The organism is Dactylosporangium sp. NPDC049525 (assembly GCF_040676755.1).
Taxonomy (GTDB): domain Bacteria; phylum Actinomycetota; class Actinomycetes; order Mycobacteriales; family Micromonosporaceae; genus Dactylosporangium.
The window spans coordinates 81,524-105,462 of record NZ_JBFAPO010000031.1 but is presented as its reverse complement, the minus strand read 5'-3'; the positions used below and the strand labels follow the sequence as shown (position 1 = coordinate 105,462).

Here is a 23,939-nt window from a genome sequence, read left to right as displayed (position 1 = left end):
TCACAGGAGCAGCCGGTGGCAGCACAGCGCACGATCGCCCAGCGGGCGATCCGCCAGGAGTCGGAAGTGCTGCTGCGCCAGCTCGACGCCTACCTCGCCGCCCTGCGGACCGGCCGCAGCACCGTCGACGTCGGGCACGCCGAGCGGATGGCCGCCGCGCTGCGCCAGCTGATCGCCGACACCGCCAGGTCGAGCGCGGTCGATCGGGCGCGCGTACGGGCCGCCGTGCACTACTTCGTCTACCGCGGCACCAACGGCGACGGCCCGGGCCGCCCCGGCGGCGCCCGGCTGGCACTGCTGACCGGGGGCCGCGCGCCCGTCGAACGCCGCCGCCAGGGTGACGACGACCGCGTGGTCAACGACCTGCTCCGCGACCTGGGCCGGGCGGACCTGATCGTGGAGCACTGAGGACTTGCCTGGCCGGGCAGCGAAGAGGGTCCCCCATGAACCAGTGGGGGACCCTCCATGCGTTGTGCGAGGTGTACGCCGCTACGACAGGCTTGCCGTCGCCAGCTTGATGCTGAACGCCAGGAACAGCCCGCCGACCGTGGTGCTCAGCCCGGCGGCCAGCTTGCGCCGCGAGCGGAACTGCTCCGCGAGGTAACGGCCGGCGAAGATCAGCACCGTCAGGTAGATGGCGCTGAGCACCTCCGCGACGATGCCGAGCAGGAGGAAGCTCACCGCCGGATACGCATAGTCCGGGTCGACGAACTGGATGAAGAACGACACGAAGAACAGGATCGCCTTCGGGTTGAACAGGCTGATCACCAGCGCCCGCCGGAAGGGCCGGTCCGCCGGCGCCTCGGTCTGCGGCGCCGAGTCCGGTGCCCGCAGCCGTCGCACCGTGTCGACCACCAGCCGGACGCCGAGGTAGGCCAGGTAGCCGGCTCCCGCGTACTTCACCAGGACGAACAGCCACGGATACGTGTGCAGCAGCGAGGCCACGCCACCGGCCGACAGCGTCATGAGCAGTGCGTCGCCGAGCCAGACGCCGGCCGCGCCCCGATACCCGTCGCGCACGCCCCGGCGGGCGGCGACGGACAGCACGTAGAGCGAGTTGGGGCCGGGCAGCAGCACGATGGCGGCGGTGCCGAGCACGTAGGTCCACGGGTTGGTCACGCCGAGCATCAGCGGACTCCCGCTTCCAGCGCCGAGGTCAGCCGCTCCCGCGCCGCGGGCCACTCATCGGCGAGCATCGCGAAGCAGACCGTGTCGCGCCAGCTGCCGTCGGGGCGTTGCCGGTGCGAGCGCAGTACACCCTCACGCTCGGCACCGAGCCGGGCGATGGCCTGCTGCGAGCGCTCGTTGCGGATGTCGGTGTGCCACTCGACCCGCATCGCGCCGAGCGTGTCGAACGCGTGCGCCATCAGCAGCAGCTTCGACTCGGTGTTGATCGCGGTGCGCCAGTGCGGCCGGCCGAGCATGGTGTGCCCGATCGCGATCGACCGGCGGCCCTCGTCGATCGCGTAATAGGAGGTGCTGCCGAGGATCTCTCCGTTGTCCGGATTCCGCTGTACGAAGGGCATCCGCGTCGGGTCCTTGATCGCGGCGTCGACGATCGCGGCCATCTGCGCCGCGGAGGCGGGCCGGGCCACGGTGAGATGCGTCCAGACCTCGGCGTCGTCGAGCGCGGCGAACAGGCCCGCCGTGTGCGCGTGGTCGAGCGGCTCGATCACCAGGTGCCTGCCCCGCAGCGTCGGTGCGGCCTGCCAGCCGGTCGCGGCGGGTCGCAGATACTCCGGGACCGGCACGAGCACACCGGGTGCCGGTTCGACCGGACCGGTGACGAGCGTGAGCGGTACCACACCCGCCCAGTGCGGCAGGTGCAGGTCCTGCTCGTCGTCGCTGGGGCCACCCGTGCGGATCTTGGCGGACACCTCACGCAACGGCAGCGCCAGCACCGCCGTCTGGGCAAGCTCCTTGGCGTTGCCCGGGCGGCTGTCCGCGGCCCGACCGGGGACGACCTTGTCGACCAGTGCGGCGAGCGCCGCCTCCCGCTCCTGGGGGTCGGTGACCGGCCGGGCGGTGCCATGCGCGACGACCGAGCGGTAGTTGGCGCTGTGGTGGAACTGGGAGCGGGCGAGCACCAGGCCGTCGAGCAGCGTCACGGTCACGCAGACCGGCACGCCACCGTCGCGGGCCGCCAGCAGCGGCCGGCTCCCCGTCGAGCCGTGCAGGTAGATCGTGTCGTCGACGCGGGCGAAGAGGGTGGGCAGCACACGTGGCTCGCCGTCGACGACGAACCCGAGGTGGCAGACATAGGCCTCGTCGAGGACGGCGTGCACCAGGTCGGCGTCATATGACGCGCGCTCGCCCATCCGTTTGGGGGTCGTCCGCGCCGTCTTGAGATATGTGTCCACCGCGACCTCATTTGTTCTAGTACAATCTCTCAACTGTGGCAGTACAGTATCAGCCGACGGGCGGCACGGCAGCCCAGATTTCGGCCAGCGTCGAGAGCGGCATCCGCTGCGGCGACCTCGACCCGGGCGCGGCCCTGCCCTCGGTCCGGGCCCTCGCCGTCGACCTGGGCGTCAGCCCGGCCACCGTCGCGGCCGCGTATCGGACGCTGCGCGAGCGCGGGCTGATCGAGACCGCCGGCCGCGGTGGCACCCGGGTGCGGCCGCGACCGCCGGTGGCCAGGCGCACGCGGCACGCCCTCGCCGTGCCCGCGGGCGCCCTCGACCTGGCCAGCGGCGGGCCCGACCACGACCTGCTGCCGCACTACGCGCCGCACCTGATCCGGCTCGCCGCGAGCATGCCACCGGTCGGTTACGCCGGCGGTGGCCCGCTGCCCGAGCTGCTGGAGCTGGCCGGCGAACGGTTCGCGGCCGACGGCATCCCCTCCGGACGGCTCACCGTCGCCGGCGGGGCACTCGACTCGCTCGAGCGGGCCCTCGTCGCGCACCTGCGGCCGGGCGACAAGGTCGCGGTTGAGGACCCCGGCTGGGCCAACCTTCTGGACCTGGTCGCGGCGCTCGGACTCACCCCGGTGCCGGTGCCGGTCGACGACGAGGGGCCCACCGAGGAGGGACTGCGGGCGGCACTGAGCGCCGGCGTCGCCGGACTGGTCGTGACCTCCCGCGCGCAGAATCCGACCGGCGCGGTGATCACCGCCCGGCGGGCCGCGGCGCTGCGGCGGCAGCTCACCGCGCACCGGCAGCTGCTGGTCCTCGAGGACGACCACGCGGCCGAGCTGGCGCATGAGCGGGTGCATCCGCTGGTCGGCGCGACCGGCTCGTGGGCGTATGTGCGGTCGCTGTCGAAGCCGTACGGGCCGGACCTGCGCGTCGCGGCGATCGTCGGCGACGACGTGACCGTGGCGCGGATCGAGGGACGCATGCGGCTGGGGGTGGGATGGGTCTCCACCGTCCTGCAGCACCTGGTCGTGGCGCTGTGGCGGGACCCGGAGGCCACGGCGGCGGTCGACCGGGCCCGCGACGTCTACGCGACCCGCCGGGAGGCGCTGCGCGCCGCGCTCGGCGACCTGCCGGCCCACGGCGTGAGCGGGATCAATGTGTGGCTGCCGGTCCCCGACGAGACATCCATGGTCGCGGGGCTGCGAGAGGACGGCATCGCCGTGGCGCCCGGCTCCATGTATCGCCTGCTCACGCCGCCCGCGATCCGCATCACCACGGCGTCCCTCGACCCGCGCGACGCCGGACGGGTCGCCGCGGCGGTCGTGCGCCGGCTCACCGATCCGTCCGGGCGGCAGGTGTGACATTGCGGCTTCGTGACCCCCACGGACCGGAACTGTCGGACCCTGCCGCTAGTGTCCGACGGCGTAGCACCATTCACGGATGTGCCGTCGGCCGCTTCCGCGGCCCGCGACGCACCCGAAACCGTCCAGCGGCTGTTGAACAGCGAGGAGGAAGGGCCGGGCACGGTCCGCAACCGGCCCCCGCACGATTCGGGGCGCGTCATCAGGGAGGGGAATGACATGCGCACCAGCGCGTTCAGGACGTTCGGCATCGTCGTCGCGGCGATGGCACTGGCACTGACGACCGCCTGTGGGGGCGACGACGACAAGACCACCAGCGGCGCCTCGAAGGGCACCGGTGGCACCACGTCGGCCGCGCCGGCCGCCAAGGACGTGCTCGCCGCGGCCGTCAAGGACCTCAACTCGAGCACCTATGGCTACGCGATGAAGATCCCCGAGGGCACCTTCACCGGCTCGATCGACCCCGCGGGCAAGCAGCAGGTGAAGGTCGACGGGGTCGCCGCGGGCGGGCTCAAATACACGATCGAGGGCATCGCGCTCGGCGCCGACTACTACTTCAAGACCAGCATCCCGACGACCGGCATCAACGCCAAGAAGTGGTACAAGGTGGATCGCTCGAAGATCAAGAAGGATGCGATCATCGGGCTGATCGAGGCGAAGGACCCCACCGTCAGCCAGGGTCTCGTCGCCCGGGTCGTCACCGCCACGCAGAGCGCCCCGACCACGATCACCGGCACATATGACCTGACCAGCGGTGGCGACCTCGGCATCGACGACGCCGCCGTCATCCAGGCGCTCGGCGAGAAGGCCAAGGCAGCACCGTTCACGGCGACCCTCGACGGCCAGCACCTGGTCTCGCTGAAGATCACGGTCCCGGCCTATGGCACGGTCGCCGAGCAGGCGCTGACGGTCGACTACACCGGCCACGGTCAGCCGGTCACCGTCGCCGCGCCGAAGGCCGCCGATGTCCTCGCCGCCCCGGCCGCCGTCTACGGCCTGCTCAACGGCTGACCCGATGCGACAACGGCCGACCCCGATGCGACAAGGGCTGACCCCGATGCTGCGACGACGGCTGATCCCGACCCGGCCAGGGCACCCGCGGCCGTCCGCCCCCGCGCTGCTCGCGGCGCTGGCCTCGGCACTGGTCGCGGTGGTCGCGCTCGCCGGCTGTTCGTTCGGCAAGGGCGAGCCGCCGAAGCCGACTACAGGCCCGTCGGTGGCGCCGTTGCAGAGCGAGCTGACCAAGAGCCTGCAGGCGTTGAACAGCGGTGGGTACAAGTTCAAGATGGTGGCCAAGGAGGGCAGCTACACCGGCGGCATCGACCCCATCGCCGACCTGCTCGACGCCACGGTCAGCGTCTCCTCCGACGGCGCCTCCCTGAAGATCGACACGCTGGGCGTGCGGGGCAGCGCGTATACGCGGCTGACCGGCCTGCCGCTGCCCGGGTTCGACGGCAAGACCTGGTTTCGCGTCGATCCCGCCCGCGTCACCCGGCCCGGGTCGCTGGGCCTCAGCGCCATCAAGGACCCGACGGGCGTGCAGGCGCTGGTCACCGCCACCCACGACGTGCGCCGCGAGAACCGCGGCTACACCGGCACCGTCGACATGACCCGCGTGGTTGCGTGGGGGCCGGTCAACATCCCGCAGGTGATCCAGCTCGGCGAGGTCGCCAGGAGGATCCCGTTCGAGGCGACCGTCGACGACCAGGACCGGCTGGTGTCGATGAAGGTCGAGATCCCCGACAACCCGGTGACCGCCACGTATTCCGACTTCGGCACCACCCTCAGCACCACCGCACCCGCCAACGCCGAGCCGCTCCCCGACCACCTGTACGGCATGCTCGGCCTCTAGGGCGCTCCGGCGGTGGTGGGCTAGTCGAGACCGTGTCTCACGGAGAACACTGCACGTTATGGAACAGCACCTGTACGAAGCCGAGCACGAAGCCTTCCGGGAACTGTGCAAGGCGTTCCTGGCCCGCGAGGCGGTGCCGCACAACGACGAGTGGGAGAAGGCCGGGATCGTCGACCGGGAGGTCTGGCGCAAGGCGGGCGCGGCCGGGCTGCTCGGGATGGACGTCGACGAGGAGCACGGCGGCGGCGGGCAGAAGGACTTCCGCTTCAACGCGGTCCTCGTCGAGGAGATCGTCGCCGCGGGCGCGTCGGGGCTCGGGTTCGGGCTGCACAACGACGTCGTCGCGCCGTATCTGACCGACCTGGCCAACGAGGAGCAGCGCAAGCGCTGGCTGCCCGGGTTCTGCTCCGGTGACATCGTGACCGCCATCGCGATGAGCGAGCCAGGTGCCGGCAGCGACCTCGCCGGGGTGCGGACCTCCGCGGTGCGTGACGGCGACGAGTGGGTCCTCAACGGGCAGAAGACGTTCATCACCAACGGCGAGCTCGCCGACCTCGTCATCGTCGTGGCGAAGACCGACGCCTCGCTCGGCGCGCACGGCATCAGCCTGTTCGTGGTCGAGTCCGGCACGCCGGGCTTCAGCCGGGGGCGCCGCCTGGAGAAGGTCGGCCTGAAGGCCAACGACACCGCCGAGCTGTTCTTCGACGACTGCCGGATCCCCGCGGATCACCTCCTCGGCCAGGAGAACTCCGGCTTCTACCACCTGATGGCGAACCTCCCGCGGGAGCGGCTCGGCATCGCGGTCGCCGCCGTCGCGTCCGCCGAGCACGTCCTGGCGATCACCCTCGAGTACGCCAAGACGCGGCAGGCGTTCGGCAAGCCGATCGGGTCGTTCCAGCACAACCGGTTCGTGCTCGCCGAGCTCGACACCGAGGTGACGATCGCCCGGACGTTCCTGAACCAGTGCATCGTCGAGCAGAACGCGGGGCGGCTCTCCGTCGCCGACGCGGCCAAGGCGAAGTGGTGGACCACGGAGCTGCAGAACAAGGTGGCGGACCGCTGCGTCCAGCTGCACGGCGGGTACGGCTTCATGATGGAGTACCCGGTCGCCAAGGCCTGGCTGAACAGCCGCGTGCAGACCATCTACGGCGGCACGACCGAGATCATGAAGGAGATCATCGGCCGTAGCCTGGGCGTCTAGGTGGCGGAAACCCCGGCGAGCGCGGCGAAGATCAGCGCGGTGGACGTCGCGCCCGGGTCCTGGTGGCCGGCGCTGCGTTCGCCCAGGTAGGACGCCCGGCCCTTGCGGGCCTGCAGCGGCGTCGTCGCGACGGCCCCTTCCGCCGCGGCCGCGGATGCCGCGGCGGCGGCCGCCGCGAAGCCGAACGGGGCCGCGGCCGTGAAGGCGTCGACCGCTGGGGTGAGCGCGTCGACCATGGTCTTGTCGCCGGGTGAGGCCTTGCCGAGCCGCACGATCGCGTCCAGGCCGGCCTGCAGACCGTCCGCGAAGGCGATCGCGTCGACCTCGGCGGGCAGGGCCTTGCCGAGGGCGCGGAACAGGCTGCCGTACAGCGGACCCGACGCGCCGCCGACCTTCGACACCAGCGTCGTGCCGGTCTTGGTCAGGACGGCGCCGGCCGTGTCGGCCTCGAACGTGGCGAGGGCGGCGACCACCGCGTCGAACCCGCGGCGCAGGTTGACGCCGTGGTCCCCGTCGCCGATGGCGGCGTCGAGGTCGGTCAGCTCGGCGGCGTTCGCGGTGACCGAGGCGGCGACGGCGGCGACCCACGCGCGGGCCAGGGCGGCATCCACGTCAGACGCCCCACCGCAGGCCGGGGGTACGGACCGGGGCGTCCCACAACCGCAGCAGCTCCTCGTCGACCCGGCACACGGTGAGCGACATGCCCGCCATGTCGAGGCTGGTGACGTAGTTGCCGACCAGGCTGCGGGCGATCTGCACCCCGGCGTCGGCCAGCAGCCGGCTGATGTCGTTGAACATCACGTACAGCTCCAGCAGCGGCGTACCCCCGAGACCGTTGACGAGCACGATCACCTGGGATCCCGGCTCGACCGGCTTGGCGGCCAGGATCGGCTCCACGATGCGGGCGGCGAGGTCGCGGGCGGGTCGCAGCTTCTCGCGGGCGCGGCCGGGCTCGCCGTGGATGCCGACGCCGACCTCGATCTCGTCCTCGGGCAGGTCGAATCCGGGCTTGCCCGCGGCCGGGGTCGTGCCCGAGGTGAGGGCGATCGCGAACGACGCCGAGCGCGCGTTGACGTCCCTGGCAACGGCCGCGACCGCGGCGAGCGGGGCGCCCTCCTCGGCAAGCGCGCCGGCGATCTTCTCGACCAGCAGGGTCGCGCCGGTGCCACGGCGGCCGGCGGTCCAGGTGGAGCCGTCGACCGCGACGTCGTCGTCGACCAGGACGCTCTCGATCGGGATCTCGGCGTCCTCGGCGGCCATCTCGAAGTTCATGACGTCGCCCGTGTAGTTCTTCACGATGTGCACGACGCCCGCGCCGCCGTCCACGGCCCTGGTGGCGGCCAGGATCTGGTCCGGGACGGGCGAGGTGAAGATCTCGCCGGGGCAGGCCGCGTCGAGCATGCCGAGCCCGACGAACCCGCCGTGCAGCGGCTCGTGCCCGGAGCCGCCGCCGGAGACCAGGCCGACCTTGCCGGGGCGGGGCGCGCCGGCCCGCACGATGATCTGCTCGTCGAGGTCGACCCGCAGGTCGGGATGCGCGGCGGCCATCCCGGCGAGGGCTTCCCGGACCACGTCGTCCGGGTCGTTGATGAACTTCTTCATGCCTGCCATTTTGCGGGTACGGGTCGTGCATAGCATTGCCCGCGTGGCACACATGGTGGGAATCGTCCTCGTTTCACACAGCGAACGGCTCGCGCACGGGTTGCGGGACATGCTGGTCCAGGTGGCGGGGGAGGAGGTGCCGATCGAGGCGGCGGGCGGCACCGACGACGGTGGGCTCGGCACCAGCTACGACCGGATCCTGGTCGCGATCGACCGGGCCGACCGGGGCGGCGGGGTGCTGGTCCTGACCGACCTGGGCAGCGCCGTCCTCACCGCGCAGACCGTGCTCGAGGACCGGGTCGCCAACACGGCCGTCCTGGTCGACGCGCCGTTCGTGGAGGGTGCGGTCGCCGCGGCGGTGCTGGCCGGCACCGGTGCCGACCTGGCCGAGTGCACGCGCGCGGCGACGGAGGCCCGCGATGTCCGCAAGCTCTGAGGCGACGGTCATCCTGCCCGCCGACCTGCACGCCCGGCCCGCCGGGGCGCTGGTTCGGGCGGCGGCGGGCTTCGTCAGTACCGTCGAAATCCGCTATGAGGGCAAGCAGGTGAGTGCCCGCAGCGTGCTCGGGGTGATGGGGCTCAACGCCCGCGCGGGCTCCTCGGTGCAGGTGCACGCCACCGGCGATGACGCCGCCGCCGCGGTATCGGCGGTGGTGGCGCTCCTGTCGGCTTACGAGTAAGGAGTGGTGCGCGTCGCGGTGCATACGCGAGGATGTCACCGTGATCGACGCCCTTCCAGTTGCCACGCTCCAGCGGCGCACCCTTGGCCTGCTCGTTTCCACGCAGGTTGTCGGCGGGCTCGGCGTGGCGAGCGGCGTGTCGATCGGTGCGCTGCTGGCCTCGGAGATGGCCGGGCCGACCGCCGCGGGGCTGTCCGGCAGTGCCGCGGTCATCGGGGCGGCGCTGATCGCGATCCCGGCCACCCGGCTGATGCGGACCGGCGGGCGGCGGCCGGGGCTGGTGTTCGCCTATGCCGCCGGGGTGACCGGATCGTTGCTGGTGGTCACCGCGGTGTGGCTGCAGTGGGTGCCGCTGCTGTTCGCGGGGACGTTCCTGTTCGGCGGGGCGAGCGCGGCCAACCTGCAGTCGCGGTACGCGGCGGTGGACCTCGCTGACAGTGACCGCCGGGCCCGGCACCTGTCGCTGGTGGTGTGGGCGACGACACTGGGCGCGGTGGTGGGCCCGAACCTGGCGCCGTTCGCCGATCGGCTGACGATGCCGTGGGGTGCGCCGGAGTACGCGGGGCCGTACCTGTTCAGCGCCTTGGCGTTCGGGGTGGCGGGTCTGGTGCTGTTCGGGTTGCTGCGACCGGATCCGTTGCTGACGGCGCGACTGCTGGTGGTGTCGGATTTATCGGAAAAATCACCATCGTGGAGCTCGGCCTTCGCGGCGATCCGGACCAGCGTCGGGGCGCGGCTCGGCGTCTCCACCGTCGCCGTCGGGCACGTGGTCATGGTCGGCGTGATGTCGATGACACCCGTGCACATCGGCGGCTACGTGCACGAGCACGGTGACCTGCTGCGCATCGTCGGGCTGGTGATCAGCATCCACATCACCGGCATGTACGCGCTGTCCCCGGTCGTCGGCTGGGCCACCGACCGGTTCGGCCGCCGCCCCGTCATCCTTACGGGTGTCGTGCTGCTGGCCCTCGCCTGCGCGCTGAGCGGCACCGCCGGCGACCACACGGCCCAGCTGTCGGTCGCGATGGGCCTGCTCGGCGTGGGCTGGAGCTGCACGATGGTGGCCGGCTCCACGCTGCTGTCGGAGTCCGTGCCCGTCGTGCAGCGCTCCGGTGTCCAGGGCCTGTCCGACGTCATCATGGGCGTGTCGGCGGCGACCGCGGGCGCCCTCGCCGGGGTCGTGGTCGATCTGTTCGGATTCGCCACCTTGTCGGTACTGGCCGGCATCGCCGTGGTGCCGCTGGCTGCTCTGGCGCTGCGGAGGTCTTAGTCTTGGCCGCGTGCGACTGACGGATTTCTGGCAGCGGCTGGAGCAGGTGTTCGGCGTGGCGTACGCCGGGAGCGTCGCCAACGACCAGGTGCTGACCGAGTTGGGTGGACGGACCATCAAGGAAGCACTCGCAGGTGGCGAGGACACCGCCGTGGTGTGGCGCGCTGTGGTCGCCGCATACCCGGAGCGTGTTCCTAGCAGGCTGCGGTGAGGTTTTTTGGCGTGTCGCCTCGTTGATCGTACAGATGTACGGGTAGCCTCCTCAGGGGTCGGCGCCGGTTTTTTGTCATACCCGGCGCTTACCTTGTCAGCGTGAATAAACGAACGCCGACGAAGACCGCGAACTCAGGGGTGACGGACATGGCAGTGCAACCTGACCGGGAGAAGGCGCTCGGGCTCGCCCTCTCGCAGATCGACAAACAGTTCGGCAAGGGCTCGGTCATGCGCCTCGGCGAGCGGGTCATCGCTCCGATGGCGGTGATCCCGACCGGCTCCATCGCACTCGACGTTGCCCTCGGGATCGGTGGCCTGCCCCGCGGACGGGTTGTCGAGGTCTTCGGGCCTGAGTCCAGTGGTAAGACGACCGTGGCGCTCCACGCCATCGCCAACGCCCAGGCACAGGGCGGCATCGCGGCGTTCATTGACGCGGAGCACGCCCTCGACCCCGACTATGCCAAGAACCTCGGCGTCGACACCGACGCGCTGCTCGTGTCCCAGCCGGACACCGGCGAGCAGGCCCTCGAGATCGTCGACATGCTGGTCCGCTCCGGCGCCCTCGACATCATCGTCATCGACTCGGTCGCTGCCCTCGTGCCGCGCGCCGAGATCGAGGGCGAGATGGGCGACAGCCACGTCGGTCTCCAGGCCCGCCTCATGAGCCAGGCGCTGCGGAAGATCACCGGTGCGCTCAACAACTCCGGCACCACCGCGATCTTCATCAACCAGCTCCGCGAGAAGATCGGCGTCATGTTCGGCAGCCCGGAGACCACCACGGGTGGCCGCGCGCTGAAGTTCTACTCGTCGGTCCGCCTCGACGTGCGCCGCATCGAGAGCCTCAAGGACGGCACCGACGTGGTGGGCAACCGCACCCGCGTCAAGGTCGTGAAGAACAAGGTGGCCTCGCCGTTCAAGCAGGCCGAGTTCGACATCATGTATGGCAAGGGCATCTCCCGCGAGGGCTCCCTCATCGATGTCGGCGTCGAGCAGACGATCATCCGCAAGGCCGGCGCCTGGTATACGTACGACGGCGACCAGCTCGGCCAGGGCAAGGAGAACTCCCGGAAGTTCCTGCGGGAGAACCCCGACGTGGCCGCCGAGATCGAGAAGAAGATCAAAGAGAAGCTCGGCGTCGGTGTCGGCCAGGCCACGGATGCGGCCGGCGGCCCCGAGGTGGTCCCGGTCGACTTCTGACCGAGGGCTCAGCTGTTCTTCACGCGCGACTCACGGCGTTCGGTGCCGGCCGCGGGAGGACCTCCGTCCGGGAGGTTCGACCCGCGGCCCGGCCCGCCGAGCACGTCTGTGGGTGCGTGCCACCGGTCGGTGTTGATGCAGGTTCGCCGCTCGTCGCGGGCTCGATGCCGGCGCGGGCGGTTCAGGTTTCGGAGGTGTGCTCGTGCCGGGCAGGCGGCGATCCAGCGGTCCCGACGAGCAGCCGGCCGGGAGCGACGGGCACGAGCCTGACGTTCCAGCGTCCGATGCTGCCGAGCCTGGTGCTGCTGGGTCTGGTGCTGCTGGGCCTGGTGCTGCCGGGTTCGGGGGTGGCGGGCTTGAGCCTGCCGTGGCGCCGGCTGCGGCGCTTGCTGCTGCGGCGGAGAGGAGTCCCTGGCTCTTCGCCGACATGGGGGACGACAACCCGTGGCTGTCGACCGAAGCCCAGCCATCTGCTGGGGGGCAGTCGGCCGTCGGGGGTCAGTCGGCTGCCGAAGCGCAGCTGGGTGGGGCTGCGGCTTCTCGGCCGGCGCGGTCGAGGTGGACATCGCCTGGTGACGTTCCGCCAGGCTGGCCGTCCGATCCTGAGCACAGTGACGTTGCGACCACTCGGCTTCCCGCCGCGGAACGCGGGGCTCCGCCTGCTTGGTTGTCTGTTCCTGAGGGCGGTAGCCCGGCCGGCAGGTTGTCGACCGCTCCCAGCGGAGCTGACGGCGGGCCGCCATCCACGAGGCAACGCGGCGCGGGGGGCGCTCGCTCCGGCAAGTCTCCCAGCGGTGATCGCCCAGGCGGACCTGCTGGCGGCGACCGGCGTGGGGGACTTTCCGGCGGCGATCAGCGTGGAGGATTTTCCGGCGGCGACCGGCGTGGACGACTTTCCGGCGACCGGCGCGGAGGACTTTCCGACGGCTCCGGCAAGGGCATCGTTCCCGCCGCCGTCCCGATGCCGGAGCACGAGGACGCCGACGATCGTCCCGCCCGCGACGCCGGTCGCCGATCAGGGCGCGGCAGCAACCGCTCTGCCCGCGGCTCCGGCCCGCAGAGCGGCTCTGACCAGCAGGGTTCCGACCAGCAGGGCGGTGCGGAGCGGCAGCGTGATGCCGGTCGGCGGGGTGGCCAGCCGGCCGCGGCGCTCGACCCGAGGGAAGCGGCCCGGGAGATCTGCCTGCGGCAGCTCGCCGTTCGGCCGAGGACCAGGCTCGAGCTCGCCACCGCCATGCGCAAGCGCGGGGTCGAGGACGAGATCGCCGACGAGATCCTCGACCGGTACGACGAGGTGGGCATCATCGACGACGCCGCCTTCGCCCGTGCCTGGGTCGCCAGCCGGCACCACGGGCGGGGGCTCGCCCGGCGGGCGCTGGCGGGGGAGTTGCGCCGCAAGGGCGTGTCATCCGACGAGGTCGGCGAGGCTCTCGACGAGCTCGACCCCGACGTCGAGGAGCAGACCGCGAGAGCTCTGGTCGCCAGGCGGCTGCGCGTCGAGTCCAACGCACCCCCGGAGGCGGTGTTCCGGCGGCTCGTCGGGATGCTGGCCAGGAAGGGGTACCCGCCAGGCATGGCCATCCGCCTCGTGAAAGAAGGCCTGGCCGAACGCGCGGATGCCGCCGAGTTCGCCGACGGGATCGACCCGGACGCCCTCGCCGACGCCGCTCTCGACCCTGACCAGCGCTGACCTGACCAGCGCCGGCCCCGACCAACGCTGAGACCGTCGGACGCTGAGTCTGACCAGGGTCAGGCGGATCAGTGTTGAGGCCGGCTGACCCGGCAACCGGGTGGTAAGAGCAGGCTCGGCAACGTCGCGCCATCCACGTGCTGCACCTCGCGCTCGCAAGATCCCCATTCACCCGAAGTCAGCGCGACTTCGCGTCCCGCATAACTCGACAGTCACCACACAACCGCGATCAGCCACCTGGATGTCCGCCACATGGCTCAGGCCGTCGCCGCAAGGCCGGATACCTCCCCCGGAATGCGACAAGCGTCGATGCGGTGGTTGGCGGGCGTACCGTGTGTGGTGGAATGATTGCAGCAGCACGTCGGTCGGAGTTCAGCGCCTTGCGTCCGGATGGCTACAGTCGGTCGACATTCTGGACCGGACTGCGACCGACATGCCGGAAAGTTCTGGTCAAAAGTCACTGGTAGGGTGTTTCGCCTGGCGAGGGTCTTGACGGACTTACCTCCCGTATGGTGCCCGATCATGAGTCCTTGACCGAAGCGCCCTTCACGACCTAGCCTCGGCGTTACCAGATGGAGACCGCCCAACCACCGCGGGTTTACCGCACAACATAGATCGCGTCACAGATCAGCAACGTTTACGCACGACATATAAGCGCCGCGCCTTGCGGGAGGTGGCGGTGTCGACCCGTTATCGGGGCACCCTGTGCCCCGATATTGATACATCTTGATGGCAGTGTGTGGTCGGGCGTCTCCTCCACAACATCCCGCGTTGCGCGACTCTGCGCAGCGCCGAGCGGAGCGAGGTGACGTCGTGACGGAGTGCGCCCCTGTCATCCTCTGCGAACGACCCGAAGTCGAGCACGCAAGCGCCGCCGCCGCCGAGGTGACCGCGTGACCGGGCTGCAGGTCGTGCTCGTGGTCGTGGTCGTCGTCATCGGCCTCGGGGTCCTCGCCGCGCTGCTGCTCTCGCTGAAGGTCATGCGCCGCCTGCACACCGCCGCCACGGCGCCCGCTCAGCCCGCTGCCGAAGACCCCGCGTTCCTGGCCGAGAAGGACCGGCAGGAGCACTCCCTCGCGTCGCTGCGCACCGCCGCCGAAGACGCCACCGCGGCCGTCGACGAAGCGCGGGCCGTCGCGGCCGCTGCGCGTACCGAGGCGGCGGCGGCAAAGGCAGAAGCCAGCTCTGCCAGGTCGGAGGCGCGACGCATCCTCGACGGGGCGCGGGCCGAGGCCGACTCGTTGCTGGAGCGGGCGCACCGGCAGGCGGAGATCGACGCCGAGCAGGCCCGGGCCACGGCCCGGCGCGCCGGCGAGCGCGAGATCAGCCAGCTGACCACGGTGGCGAAGGAGCAGTCGCAGGACGCGGAGCGGCGCCAGCGCCGGCTCGACGAGCGGGAGCGGCTGCTGGCCGAGGAGGCCGAGCGGCTGGCCGAACGGGACCGGCGCATCACCAGCACCGAGGCGGACCTGCTCGAGCGGGAAGCGGCCTTCGCCCGCCGGGAGGCTGAGATCGCCGCGGGCGAGGAGCGGCACCGCGAGGCGCTCGAGCGGGTGGCGGGGCTCACCACCGACGCCGCCCGGATCGAGGTCATCGAGACGATCGAGATGCAGGCGAAGCGCGAGGCCGCGCTGCTCGTCCGCGACATCGAGAACGACGCCCGCAACACCGCCGACCAGCGGGCCAGGCACATCGTCGTGGACGCCATCCAGCGGGTCGCCAGCGAGCAGACCGCGGAGAGCGTCGTCAGCGTCCTGCACCTGCCCAGTGACGAGATGAAGGGCCGGATCATCGGCCGCGAGGGCCGCAACATCCGCGCGTTCGAGTCGACGACCGGGGTCAACCTGATCATCGACGACACGCCCGAGGCGGTCCTGCTGTCCTGCTTCGACCCGGTCCGCCGCGAGATCGGCCGCCTCACCCTGGAGAAGCTGGTCCTCGACGGGCGGATCCACCCGCACCGCATCGAGGAGGTGTTCGAGCAGGCCAAGCACGAGGTCGAGCGCCTCTGCCTGCGCGCCGCCGAGGACGCCCTGGTCGAGGTCGGCATCACCGACCTGCACCCGGAGCTGATGACGCTGCTCGGGCGGCTGCGGTACCGGACCTCCTACGGCCAGAACGTCCTCAAGCACCTCGTCGAGACCGCGCACATCGCCGGCATCATGGCCAGCGAGCTGCGCCTCGACCCGAAGCCGATCAAGCGCAGCGCGTTCCTGCACGACATCGGCAAGGCGCTCACCCACGAGGTCGAGGGCAGCCACGCGCTGATCGGCGCCGACGTGGCCCGCAAGTACGGCGAGCACGAGGACATCGTGCACGCCATCGAAGCGCATCACAACGAGGTCCTCCCGCAGACCATCGAGGCCGTGCTCACCCAGGCCTCCGACGCGTGCTCCGGTGGTCGCCCGGGCGCCCGCCGCGAGAGCCTCGAGGCCTACGTCAAACGCCTCGAGCGCATCGAGGAGATCGCCGCCGGCAAGTCCGGCGTCGAGAAGGTCTTCGCGATGCAGGCCGGCCGCGAGATCCGGGTCATGGTCCGCCCCGACGACGTCGACGACATCGGCGCCGCCGTCCTCGCCCGCGACGTGGCGAAGCAGATCGAGGAGGAGCTGACCTACCCGGGCCAGATCCGCGTCACCGTCGTCCGCGAGTCACGGGTGACCGAGATCGCCCGCTAGGAAGCGCAAGAGCCAAGAACATGGCTCCGGTCCGTCGTGGGCACGACCGCCGCTCCCGTCAGCCACCGGTCGGCCGTGAACGGCCTCCCTGCCACCTCCGCGGACAGTCACCCCGCCACGACCTGCGGTCGTGAACAAGCCCGCGGCCGCGAACGGCCGCGACGCGACCTCCGGCCGCGACCGGACCCGGCCGGGTGGCTACGGGGCGATGACGGCCTCGGCTGACGTGTACGGACTGGTGATCTTGTACGACCAGATCACCGGGTCCGGCACGGCCAGGTCGCCGTTCGCGGTGAACTTGTACGACCGCGCGACGCCCTTGCCGTCGTACTTGTCGACGAAGGCCAGCATGTCCGCCCGGCTGGCCTTGCCGGCGGTGAAGCCCTCCAGGATGATGCCCGCCCCGTCGTACGCCTCGGGCCCGTAGTAGCCGGCGGTCACCTGGTACGCGGCCTGGTACCGCGACGCGTAGTCGCCGCTGGTCCGGTCGCTCGGGACGCAGGGGCAGGTGACCACGATGTCGTCGGCGGCCTTGGCGAGCGTGTCGACGAACAGCTGGGTGAACAGCCGGTCGCTGACGACGATCGCGATGCCCGGTTTCGCCGCCCGCAGCGCCTTGATGAACGCCGTACCGTCGTCGGACTCACCCGCGTAGTACACCGCGTCCGGGCTTGCGTTCGTCACCTGCCCGACAGGGCCGGCGAAGTCCTTGTCGGCCCGGCGGATCGCGACGCTCGCGGTGACGGCGCCGCCGAGCGTGCTCGTGACCGCCTGCCGGGCCACGCCGCCGAAGTCGGTGTCGTCGTAGACCACGACGACCTTGGAGGCGCGCAGCTTGTTCTTGATGTACCGGGCGCCGGCCGTGGCCTGGTCCTTGTCGTTGGCGATGAGGCGGTGGAACGTGGACCAGCCCTTCGCGGCGAGGTCGACGTCCGGCGCGAACGGCGTGAAGAACGGGATGCCGGCCTTCTCCAGGATCGGGCCGGCGGCGAGGATCTCGATCCGGTAGGCGGGCCCGACGACGCCCATCACCTCGCTGTCGGCGACCAGGTTCTCGGCCGCAGTCTTGCTGCCCGCCTCGGTGCCCTTCGTGTCGAACTCGGCGAACCCGACGTTGCAGCCGGGATGCTTGGCGTTGTAGTCGTTGACGGCCAGCTTGGCGGCGTTGCGCATGCCGTTGCTGTCCTTGGAGCCGGTGCCTTCGAGGATGCCGAGGAAGGCGACCTTGTGCCCGCAGGCCGCGGACACCGCCGGCCCCGCCTGGTTGGACGGCCCGCCGCTGCTGTCGCCGCCGCCCGGGTCGCCGCCGTCGCCGCGGTTCACGGCCCAGACGATGCCGGCCACGACGAGGATCAGCGCCAGGACGCCACCACCGACGGCGGTGACCAGCGTCCCGGTCCGGCGCCGGTTCGTGGGCGGCGCGACCGGCGGGTACGCCTGCCCGCCCGACTGCCATCCCTGCGCCGGTGGCCCCGACGCCGGTGGCCCTGACGCGGGTGGCCCTGACGCGGGTGGCCCTGACGCGGGTGGCCCCGAGGCCGGCGCCGTCCAGCCCTGCGCGGGGCTGACCGGCGGCCCCGACGAGGGCGGTGCGCTGACCTGCGGCCGGTGTACGGGCTGCTGCCCCTGCGGCTGGAACTGCTGCGGGAACCCCGGCTGGACGGGCTGCTGCACCTGCGGCGGCGCCGGCTGCGGGAAGCCCTGCTGGACGGATTGCTGCGCCGGCTGTGGGAAGCCCTGCTGGCCCGGCTGGTGCGCCGGCGGCTGGGCGTGTGGCTGGACATGCGGCTGGGTGGGCTGCACCGGGATCGGCGGCACGACCGGCGGCCGCTGCTGCACCTGCGGCTGGACCGGCTGCTGCACGGGCGGCCGCTGCCCCTGCGGCGGCACCCCCGGCCGCTGCGCCGGCTGCTGATACTGCGCAGGCTGCTGCTGCCCCGGACCCCGCTGCTGCGCCGGCTGCTGCGAGGCCTGCTGCGAGGGCTGGTGCGGCGCCTGCTGCGGGGGCTGGTGCGGCTGCTGGTACCCCGGCTGCTGGCTCGGCACCACCGGCATCGACGCGGTCTGCAGCAGCGGCGGCAGTCCCGGGTTCATCGACGGCATGCTGAACCCCGGCGACACCGGCGTGGCCGACACCGGCTGCGCCGACACGTCCCCGCTCGGCTCGTGCGAACCCCCTGACGGCCCGCCGGAGGACGGCCCGCCAGACGAAGGGCCGCCGGACGACGGTCCACCCGACGAGGGCCCGCCGGAGGACGGCACGCCGGACGTGGGTACCGGACCGAACGGCCCGGACGCGCCGGACGTCGGCGCCCCCGCTGCGCCACCCGACGGCGCCCCGCCGACGTGCGCGCGCCCCGTCGGCGGTGCGAGGTGCAGTGCGCCTTCGGCGACCACCAGTTCGGGCTGCTCGATCGCGGTCGGCGCCAGCCCGAACGCCCGGTGCAGCAGCGTCGCGGCGAGCGGGATGCGGGACGACCCGCCGACCAGGAACACCGCGGCCAGGGGCTGCCCCGTGACCCCCGCGGACGTCACGGCGATCTGGGTGGCGGTGACGGTCCGGTCCAGGATCGGCTTGGCGAGCTGCTCCAGCTGCTCACGCCCGATCGGCACGCTCTCGTCGAACAGCGGCACGTGCACGTAGGTGGTGGCGGCCCGGCTGAGCATCTCCTTGGCGAGCCGGGCGTCCTCCCACAGCTGCCACGCCGCGCGCCGGTCGGCCTCGCTCTCCGGGTTGGTCAGGCGGCGCCACTGGTCGCCTTCGCGGCCGGTGAAGTTGCGGCCCAGGTATGCCACGACGGCCGCGTCCACGTCGAGGCCGCCCGCGTCGGGGAGCCCTTCGCTGGCGAGGACGTCGAAGCCGCCACCGGCGTTGCGGCGGACCACGCTCGCGTCGAAGGTGCCGGCGCCGAAGTCGTACACGACGGCGATGCCACCGACAGGGACGTGGGTGCCGATGGTGCCGACGAAGTAGGACGCCGCGGCGACCGGCTCGGAGGACAGGAACGGCGCGGGGAACCCGGCGGCCGTGGCGGCCTGCGCGAGGGTCTGGCGGCGCTGCGGCGGCCACGTCGCCGGGTGGGTGAGGTTGACCTCGTTCGGGTGGGCGCCCGCGACCCGGTAGGACTCGGCCGCGACCCGGCGCAGGACGGTCGCGACGAGGTCGATGACCGGCACGTCCTGCTCGCCGAGCCAGACGGTGCCCTCTTCGACGCGGCGTTTCGGGTACGGCTCGAACCGGTGCGGCTGCAGACGCGCTGAGTGCACGGCGTCACGGCCGGTGAGGATGGTGCCGTCCGCGTTGACGTACACGGCGGAGGGCAGCAGCGGCGAACCGTCGAACAACAGCGGTTTTGTGCGGCCGTCCGGCCAGCGGAGCACGGCGACGGTGTTCGAGGTGCCGAAGTCGATGCCCAAACGAAAGCCGGTGTCCGCCACCCGCGCAGCGTACGTACTCTGCGCAACGTTGCCAATCAACGTTCGGTCAACCTCACTACGCTGGTCCGGCCGCGCCCATGTCGAGCGACAACGGCACCGGCTTCGCGGTCGTCTTCGCCTGCTTGGGGCCGCCCATCAGGCGCTTGTGGAGCCAGAAGGAGAACCACGACAGCAGGCCGCAGGTGCCGATGTAGACGGCGGCGACGACGAGGTAGCTGGGCACGTAGGGGAAGCCGAACGGCAGTCGACCGCCGATCTGCTTGCCGAAGTACAGCAGCTCCGGCAGCTGGATGATGAACCCGAGCGCGGTGTCCTTGAGCAGCACGACCAGCTGGCTGACGATCGCCGGGAGCATCGCCCGGACCGCCTGCGGCAGCAGGATCGAGATCATGACCTGCGACTTGCGCATGCCGAGCGCGTACGCGGCCTCGGACTGCCCGCGGGCCACGGAGATCATGCCGGCCCGGAAGATCTCGGACAGCACGGCGCCGTTGTACAGGGTCAGGCCGACCACGAGCGGCCAGAACGGGCCGATCTTGTAGCCGAGCTGGATCGGGCCGTAGTACGCGAAGAAGATCAGGATGAGCAGCGGGATCGCGCGGAACAGCTCGACGAAGCCCGTGGTCGGGGCCCGGAACGCCACGTGGTCGCTGAGCCGCCCGGCGGCCAGCAGCGCGCCGAGGACGACCGCGAACACGGCCGCGGTGCCGGCGGCGCGCAGCGTGGTGAGATAGCCGTCCACCAGGTCCTGCTGGATCTGCTTGTACTGGAACTGCTCCCAGCGGATTGCCTCGAACTGGCCGGTGTCGTAGAAGCGCCAGCCGATGTAGGCCAGCAGCGCCACGATCCCGACGGCGCTGAGGATGCCGATGATGCGGTACCGCAGCCGGGCCTTCGGGCCGGGCAGGTCGTAGAGGACGTTGGTCATCGCGCGACCTTCCAGCGTCGTTCGAGCACCCGTTGCAGGGTTACGAGGGGTACGACCAGGATCAGGAACCCGATGGTGATCCACAGCAGGCCGTAGATCTGGTTCTCACCGCGCTCGGACAGGTAGAACGTGATCGCGCCCGCCTCGGCGACCGAGAAGCCGGCGGCGACGGTGGTGTTCTTCAGCATGGCGTTGAGCACGCTCACCAGCGGCGGCACCACGGTGCGGAACGCCTGCGGCAGCACGACGGTGGTCAGCACCTGGGTGAACGTCATGCCCAGGGCGCGGGCCGCCTCGGCCTGCCCGACGGGCACGGTGTTGATGCCGGAGCGCAGCGCCTCGCACACGAACGCGCTGGTGTACGCGGTCAGCGCGACGCAGGCGCCGGTGGTGAAGTCGAACGTGACGCCGAGCTTCGGCAGCGCGAACACCTGCAGCGCGAAGACCAGCGTGAGCGGCGTGTTGCGCAGCAGCAGCACGTAGGAGCTGCCGAACCCGCGCAGCGCCGGGACGGGGGAGACCCGCATGGCGGCCAGCAGCGTGCCGATCACCAGCGACCCGACGGCGGCGATCAGGAAGAGCTGGATCGTCTCCAGGAAATGGGAACCGATGACATCCCAGTTGTCCGTCAGGACATGTACGAATTCGCTCACGCCGCCACCTCCGGGCCGCTCATGCCGCCTCCTCCGCTGCGCTCCGGCGTCGGCCTGAGCTCAACCTGCGCCCCACAATTCGCGGCTCCTCCGCGCTCTGGGCCGCTCATGCGAGCGGGGCGCCGCCGGCGAAGGCGGCGCCCCGTCAACAACAGGATCAGTACTTCTCGAGCGGCGGCGGGCTGCCCGCCGAGCCGGACTTGCCGAGCGTGCCGTCGTAGATCTTCTGCCAGGTGCCGTCGCCATACGCCGCCTCGATGGACGCGTTGACGAAGTCACGCAGGGCCTTGTCGTCGTGCGGCAGGCCGATGCCGTACTTCTCCGGGTACGCCTTGCCGGTGGTCGGGTCGGTGAACGGCTTGCCGACGACCTTCAGCTGCGACGGCGCCTGCGCCGCGAAGCCCTTCAGGATCGCGTCGTCGGTGGTGACCGCGTCGACCTTCTTGTCCAGCAGCTGCGACACGCACTCGGAGTAGGTCTTGAACTCCACGATGTTGCTGTCCTCGGTGAGCTTCTGGTCGCGGACCCGCTGGATCGGCGTGGAGCCGGTCGCGGAGCAGACCTTCTTGCCCTTGAGGCTGGCGGAGCCGGTGATCGACGTGTCGTCCTTGCGGACCAGCAGATCCTGCGCGGCGATGAAGTACGGGCCGGCGAACGCCACGTCGGCCTTGCGCTTGTCGGTGATCGAGTAGGTGCCGACGTAGTAGTCGACCTCACCACCCTTGATCGCCGTCTCGCGGTTGGCGGAGGCGATCTCCTTGTATTCGATCTTCGCCGGGTCGATGCCGAGCTTCGAGGCGATCAGCTGGGCGATCTCGATGTCGAAGCCGCAGCGCTTGCCGGCCGCGTCCTTGTAACCCAGGTTGGGCTGGTCGAACTTGACACCGATGACGACCTTGCCGGCCGTCTTGATCTTGTCGAACGTCGGGCTGCCCGTGATCGCGACGCCGGTGGCCGGCGTGAACGTGGTGCCGGAGGAGGTGCAGGCGTCGCTGGTGGGCGCGCCGGAGCTGGCACCGTCGTTGGTCGACGGTGCGGGCGTGCCCTCCTTGCCGCAGGCGGCCAGGCCCAGCGCAAGCGTGACGGCGGCGGCTGCCGCGGCGATCCGCGTGATACGCATGATGGTCGCTATCCCCTTTCAGTGGGTGAGAATCTTCGACAGGAAGTCCTTGGCCCGGTCGGTGCGCGGGCTGGCGAAGAACGTCTCCGGGTCCGCCTCCTCGACCAGTTGGCCGTCGGCCATGAACACGACCCGGTTCGCGGCGTGCCGCGCGAAGCCCATCTCGTGCGTGACGACGACCATGGTCATGCCCTCGGCCGCCAGGCCGGTCATCACCTCGAGCACTTCGCCGACCATCTCCGGGTCGAGGGCGCTCGTCGGCTCGTCGAACAGCATGGCCTTCGGCTGCATCGCGAGGGCCCGGGCGATCGCGGCCCGCTGCTGCTGCCCGCCGGACAGCTGCGCCGGGTACTTCTGCGCCTGCTCGGCGATCCCGACCCGGTCGAGCAGGCCCATGGCGCGTTCCCGCACCACGGCGGGCTTCTCCTTGCGCACCTTGACCGGTCCGAGCATCACGTTCTCGAGGATGGTCTTGTGCGCGAACAGGTTGAACGACTGGAACACCATGCCGACCTCGCTGCGCAGGCGTGCGAGCGGCCGGCCCTCCTCGGGCAGGCGGACGCCGTCGAAGACGATTTCGCCGTTGTTGATCGGCTCGAGCCGGTTGATCGCCCGGCACAACGTCGACTTGCCGGAGCCCGACGGGCCGATCACGACCACGACCTCGCCGCGGGCGATCGAGAGGTTGACATCCTTGAGCACGTGGAGCTCACCGAACCACTTGTTGACGCCGCTGAGCACGATCAAAGGCTCGTCCGTCATCATCCGCCCCATCGCGTCTCGTCGCTGTGCGCCTGCGCGCACCTGGCTCCGTGGTGGGCTCGACGTTAGCGGGGGCAATGCCCACGATCAGCCGCACAGCGGTCACGGACCGATAACGGCCGACGGTTGTCACAATGATGACCATGCGCATCCTGGTGACCAACGACGACGGTATCGACAGCCCCGGCCTGCACGCGCTCGCCGCGATGGCGGTCCGTCAAGGCCACGAGGTGGTGGTGGCGGCACCTGCCCGCGAGGCCAGTGGCGCCGGGACGTCCCTCACCGGCGTCGAGGCGGACGGGCGGATCGCGACCGAGACGCGTCCGGCGCTGTTCCCGGGTGTGCCGACATTCGCCGTGTCCGCGTCGCCGGCGTTCATCGCATTGATGGCGACCCGCGGTGCGTACGGTCAGGAGCCCGACGTCGTGCTGTCCGGCATCAACCGCGGCCCGAACACCGGCGCGGCGGTCCTGCACTCCGGCACCGTCGGCGCCGCGTTCACCGCCGTGGCCAACGGCTGCCGCGCGATGGCGGTCTCCCTCGACGTGCCGTTCCGCGCCGGTGCCGCGGACTCCGTCGAGTACTGGGACACCGCCGCCGAGGTCGCCGGCGACCTGATGCCGCTGCTGTCTGACGAGTACGTGCTCAACGTCAACGTGCCCAACCTGCACGCCGGCGACCTGCGCGGCATCCGCCGGGCGACCCTCGCCCAGTTCGGCACCGTGCAGATGGTCCTGCTCGAGCAGGGCCACGGGTACGTGCGGATGTCCCTCGAACAGAGCGACCACGGCGCGGAGCCCGGCAGCGACGACGCGTGGCTGCTGGACGGCTATGTCGCGGTCAGCCCGGTCCGTCCGGCCCGCGAGGCGGCCGACATCGCGCTGCCCGGGCTGGTGGATACGGCGGGCGAACACGTCGGGGGCTAAACTTTGCGCTG

The 23,939-nt window shown here is 71.2% G+C and carries 22 protein-coding genes; 13 read left to right on the top strand and 9 right to left on the bottom strand.

Annotation, left to right across the window (positions count from 1 at the left end; translation table 11 throughout):
• Positions 1 to 15: 15 nt before the first annotated feature.
• On the top strand, positions 16 to 408 hold the full coding sequence (locus tag AB0K00_RS35025) for a hypothetical protein (protein WP_363529485.1): 393 nt from the start codon (positions 16 to 18) through the stop codon (positions 406 to 408).
• Between the two features lie 81 nt (positions 409 to 489).
• Here the strand turns inward: AB0K00_RS35025 and leuE are convergent, their stop codons facing one another.
• Both leuE and AB0K00_RS35015 read right to left on the bottom strand, forming a co-directional pair.
• Positions 490 to 1,128 carry a leucine efflux protein LeuE gene (leuE, locus tag AB0K00_RS35020; protein ID WP_363529482.1) on the bottom strand — a complete coding sequence of 213 codons (639 nt, stop codon included), beginning with the start codon at positions 1,126 to 1,128 and terminating at the stop codon, positions 490 to 492.
• Positions 1,128 to 2,318 carry a bifunctional pyridoxamine 5'-phosphate oxidase family protein/GNAT family N-acetyltransferase gene (locus AB0K00_RS35015; RefSeq protein ID WP_363529564.1) on the bottom strand — a complete coding sequence of 397 codons (1,191 nt, stop codon included), beginning with the start codon at positions 2,316 to 2,318 and terminating at the stop codon, positions 1,128 to 1,130. Before AB0K00_RS35015 ends, leuE begins: the two co-directional genes overlap by 1 nt.
• A gap of 77 nt (positions 2,319 to 2,395) precedes the next feature.
• Here AB0K00_RS35015 and AB0K00_RS35010 point away from each other — a divergent pair, with 77 nt between their 5' ends.
• The 4 genes from AB0K00_RS35010 (at position 2,396) to AB0K00_RS34995 (ending at position 6,771) form a co-directional block, all read left to right on the top strand.
• Positions 2,396 to 3,718, top strand: coding sequence for an aminotransferase class I/II-fold pyridoxal phosphate-dependent enzyme (locus tag AB0K00_RS35010; protein WP_363529479.1), 1,323 nt, complete (start codon positions 2,396 to 2,398; stop codon positions 3,716 to 3,718).
• Between the two features lie 219 nt (positions 3,719 to 3,937).
• Entirely contained in the window at positions 3,938 to 4,729 is a 792-nt protein-coding gene (locus AB0K00_RS35005; protein ID WP_363529476.1) for a hypothetical protein, read from the top strand.
• A gap of 46 nt (positions 4,730 to 4,775) precedes the next feature.
• Positions 4,776 to 5,570, top strand: a complete 795-nt coding sequence (locus AB0K00_RS35000; protein WP_363529473.1) for a hypothetical protein — start codon at positions 4,776 to 4,778, stop codon at positions 5,568 to 5,570.
• 58 nt (positions 5,571 to 5,628) lie between these two features.
• A complete protein-coding gene (locus AB0K00_RS34995; protein ID WP_363529471.1) occupies positions 5,629 to 6,771 on the top strand; it encodes an acyl-CoA dehydrogenase family protein in 1,143 nt (380 codons plus the stop codon).
• Here the strand turns inward: AB0K00_RS34995 and dhaL are convergent.
• Both dhaL and dhaK read right to left on the bottom strand, forming a co-directional pair.
• Positions 6,768 to 7,382, bottom strand: coding sequence for a dihydroxyacetone kinase subunit DhaL (gene dhaL, locus AB0K00_RS34990; RefSeq protein ID WP_363529468.1), 615 nt, complete (start codon positions 7,380 to 7,382; stop codon positions 6,768 to 6,770). The two genes, AB0K00_RS34995 and dhaL, sit on opposite strands and share 4 nt — an antisense overlap.
• A gap of 1 nt (position 7,383) precedes the next feature.
• A complete protein-coding gene (dhaK, locus tag AB0K00_RS34985; protein WP_363529465.1) occupies positions 7,384 to 8,373 on the bottom strand; it encodes a dihydroxyacetone kinase subunit DhaK in 990 nt (329 codons plus the stop codon).
• 52 nt (positions 8,374 to 8,425) lie between these two features.
• On the opposite strand from dhaK, the gene dhaM reads away from it, so the two are divergent.
• The 7 genes from dhaM to rny all read left to right on the top strand — a co-directional run bounded on the left by dhaM (position 8,426) and on the right by rny (position 16,101).
• Positions 8,426 to 8,809, top strand: a complete 384-nt coding sequence (gene dhaM, locus AB0K00_RS34980; RefSeq protein ID WP_363529561.1) for a dihydroxyacetone kinase phosphoryl donor subunit DhaM — start codon at positions 8,426 to 8,428, stop codon at positions 8,807 to 8,809.
• Positions 8,793 to 9,053, top strand: coding sequence for an HPr family phosphocarrier protein (locus AB0K00_RS34975; protein ID WP_363529462.1), 261 nt, complete (start codon positions 8,793 to 8,795; stop codon positions 9,051 to 9,053). The genes dhaM and AB0K00_RS34975 overlap by 17 nt, the downstream gene beginning before the upstream one ends.
• 40 nt (positions 9,054 to 9,093) lie before the next feature.
• Positions 9,094 to 10,323: an MFS transporter gene (locus tag AB0K00_RS34970; protein ID WP_363529459.1), complete on the top strand. Its 1,230-nt coding sequence runs from the start codon at positions 9,094 to 9,096 to the stop codon at positions 10,321 to 10,323.
• Between the two features lie 10 nt (positions 10,324 to 10,333).
• A complete protein-coding gene (locus tag AB0K00_RS34965; RefSeq protein WP_363529456.1) occupies positions 10,334 to 10,534 on the top strand; it encodes a DUF3046 domain-containing protein in 201 nt (66 codons plus the stop codon).
• 149 nt (positions 10,535 to 10,683) lie between these two features.
• The gene (gene recA, locus AB0K00_RS34960) at positions 10,684 to 11,733 is read left to right on the top strand and encodes a recombinase RecA (protein WP_363529453.1); all 1,050 of its coding nucleotides are present in this window, start codon (positions 10,684 to 10,686) and stop codon (positions 11,731 to 11,733) included.
• 961 nt (positions 11,734 to 12,694) lie between these two features.
• Positions 12,695 to 13,423, top strand: a complete 729-nt coding sequence (locus tag AB0K00_RS34955) for a regulatory protein RecX (RefSeq protein WP_363529450.1) — start codon at positions 12,695 to 12,697, stop codon at positions 13,421 to 13,423.
• An 893-nt stretch (positions 13,424 to 14,316) separates the two neighbouring features.
• Complete coding sequence (gene rny / locus AB0K00_RS34950) at positions 14,317 to 16,101, top strand: ribonuclease Y (RefSeq protein ID WP_363529447.1); 1,785 nt, start codon at positions 14,317 to 14,319, stop codon at positions 16,099 to 16,101.
• Positions 16,102 to 16,299: 198 nt separating this feature from the next.
• Here rny and AB0K00_RS34945 read toward each other — a convergent pair whose 3' ends face one another.
• From AB0K00_RS34945 to AB0K00_RS34925, 5 genes are all read right to left on the bottom strand, one after another.
• Positions 16,300 to 19,539: an ABC transporter substrate-binding protein gene (locus AB0K00_RS34945; RefSeq protein ID WP_363529444.1), complete on the bottom strand. Its 3,240-nt coding sequence runs from the start codon at positions 19,537 to 19,539 to the stop codon at positions 16,300 to 16,302.
• Between the two features lie 55 nt (positions 19,540 to 19,594).
• Entirely contained in the window at positions 19,595 to 20,467 is an 873-nt protein-coding gene (locus AB0K00_RS34940; RefSeq protein ID WP_363529441.1) for an amino acid ABC transporter permease, read from the bottom strand.
• A complete protein-coding gene (locus AB0K00_RS34935; RefSeq protein WP_363529558.1) occupies positions 20,464 to 21,099 on the bottom strand; it encodes an amino acid ABC transporter permease in 636 nt (211 codons plus the stop codon). Before AB0K00_RS34935 ends, AB0K00_RS34940 begins: the two co-directional genes overlap by 4 nt.
• A 178-nt stretch (positions 21,100 to 21,277) precedes the next feature.
• Positions 21,278 to 22,240 (bottom strand): glutamate ABC transporter substrate-binding protein, encoded by a 963-nt coding sequence (locus AB0K00_RS34930; RefSeq protein ID WP_363529438.1) that lies wholly within the window; start codon positions 22,238 to 22,240, stop codon positions 21,278 to 21,280.
• Between the two features lie 18 nt (positions 22,241 to 22,258).
• A complete protein-coding gene (locus tag AB0K00_RS34925; protein WP_363529435.1) occupies positions 22,259 to 23,014 on the bottom strand; it encodes an amino acid ABC transporter ATP-binding protein in 756 nt (251 codons plus the stop codon).
• A gap of 131 nt (positions 23,015 to 23,145) precedes the next feature.
• Between AB0K00_RS34925 and AB0K00_RS34920 the strand changes: the two genes are divergently transcribed.
• Positions 23,146 to 23,928 carry a 5'/3'-nucleotidase SurE gene (locus tag AB0K00_RS34920; RefSeq protein ID WP_363529433.1) on the top strand — a complete coding sequence of 261 codons (783 nt, stop codon included), beginning with the start codon at positions 23,146 to 23,148 and terminating at the stop codon, positions 23,926 to 23,928.
• Positions 23,929 to 23,939: the final 11 nt, after the last annotated feature.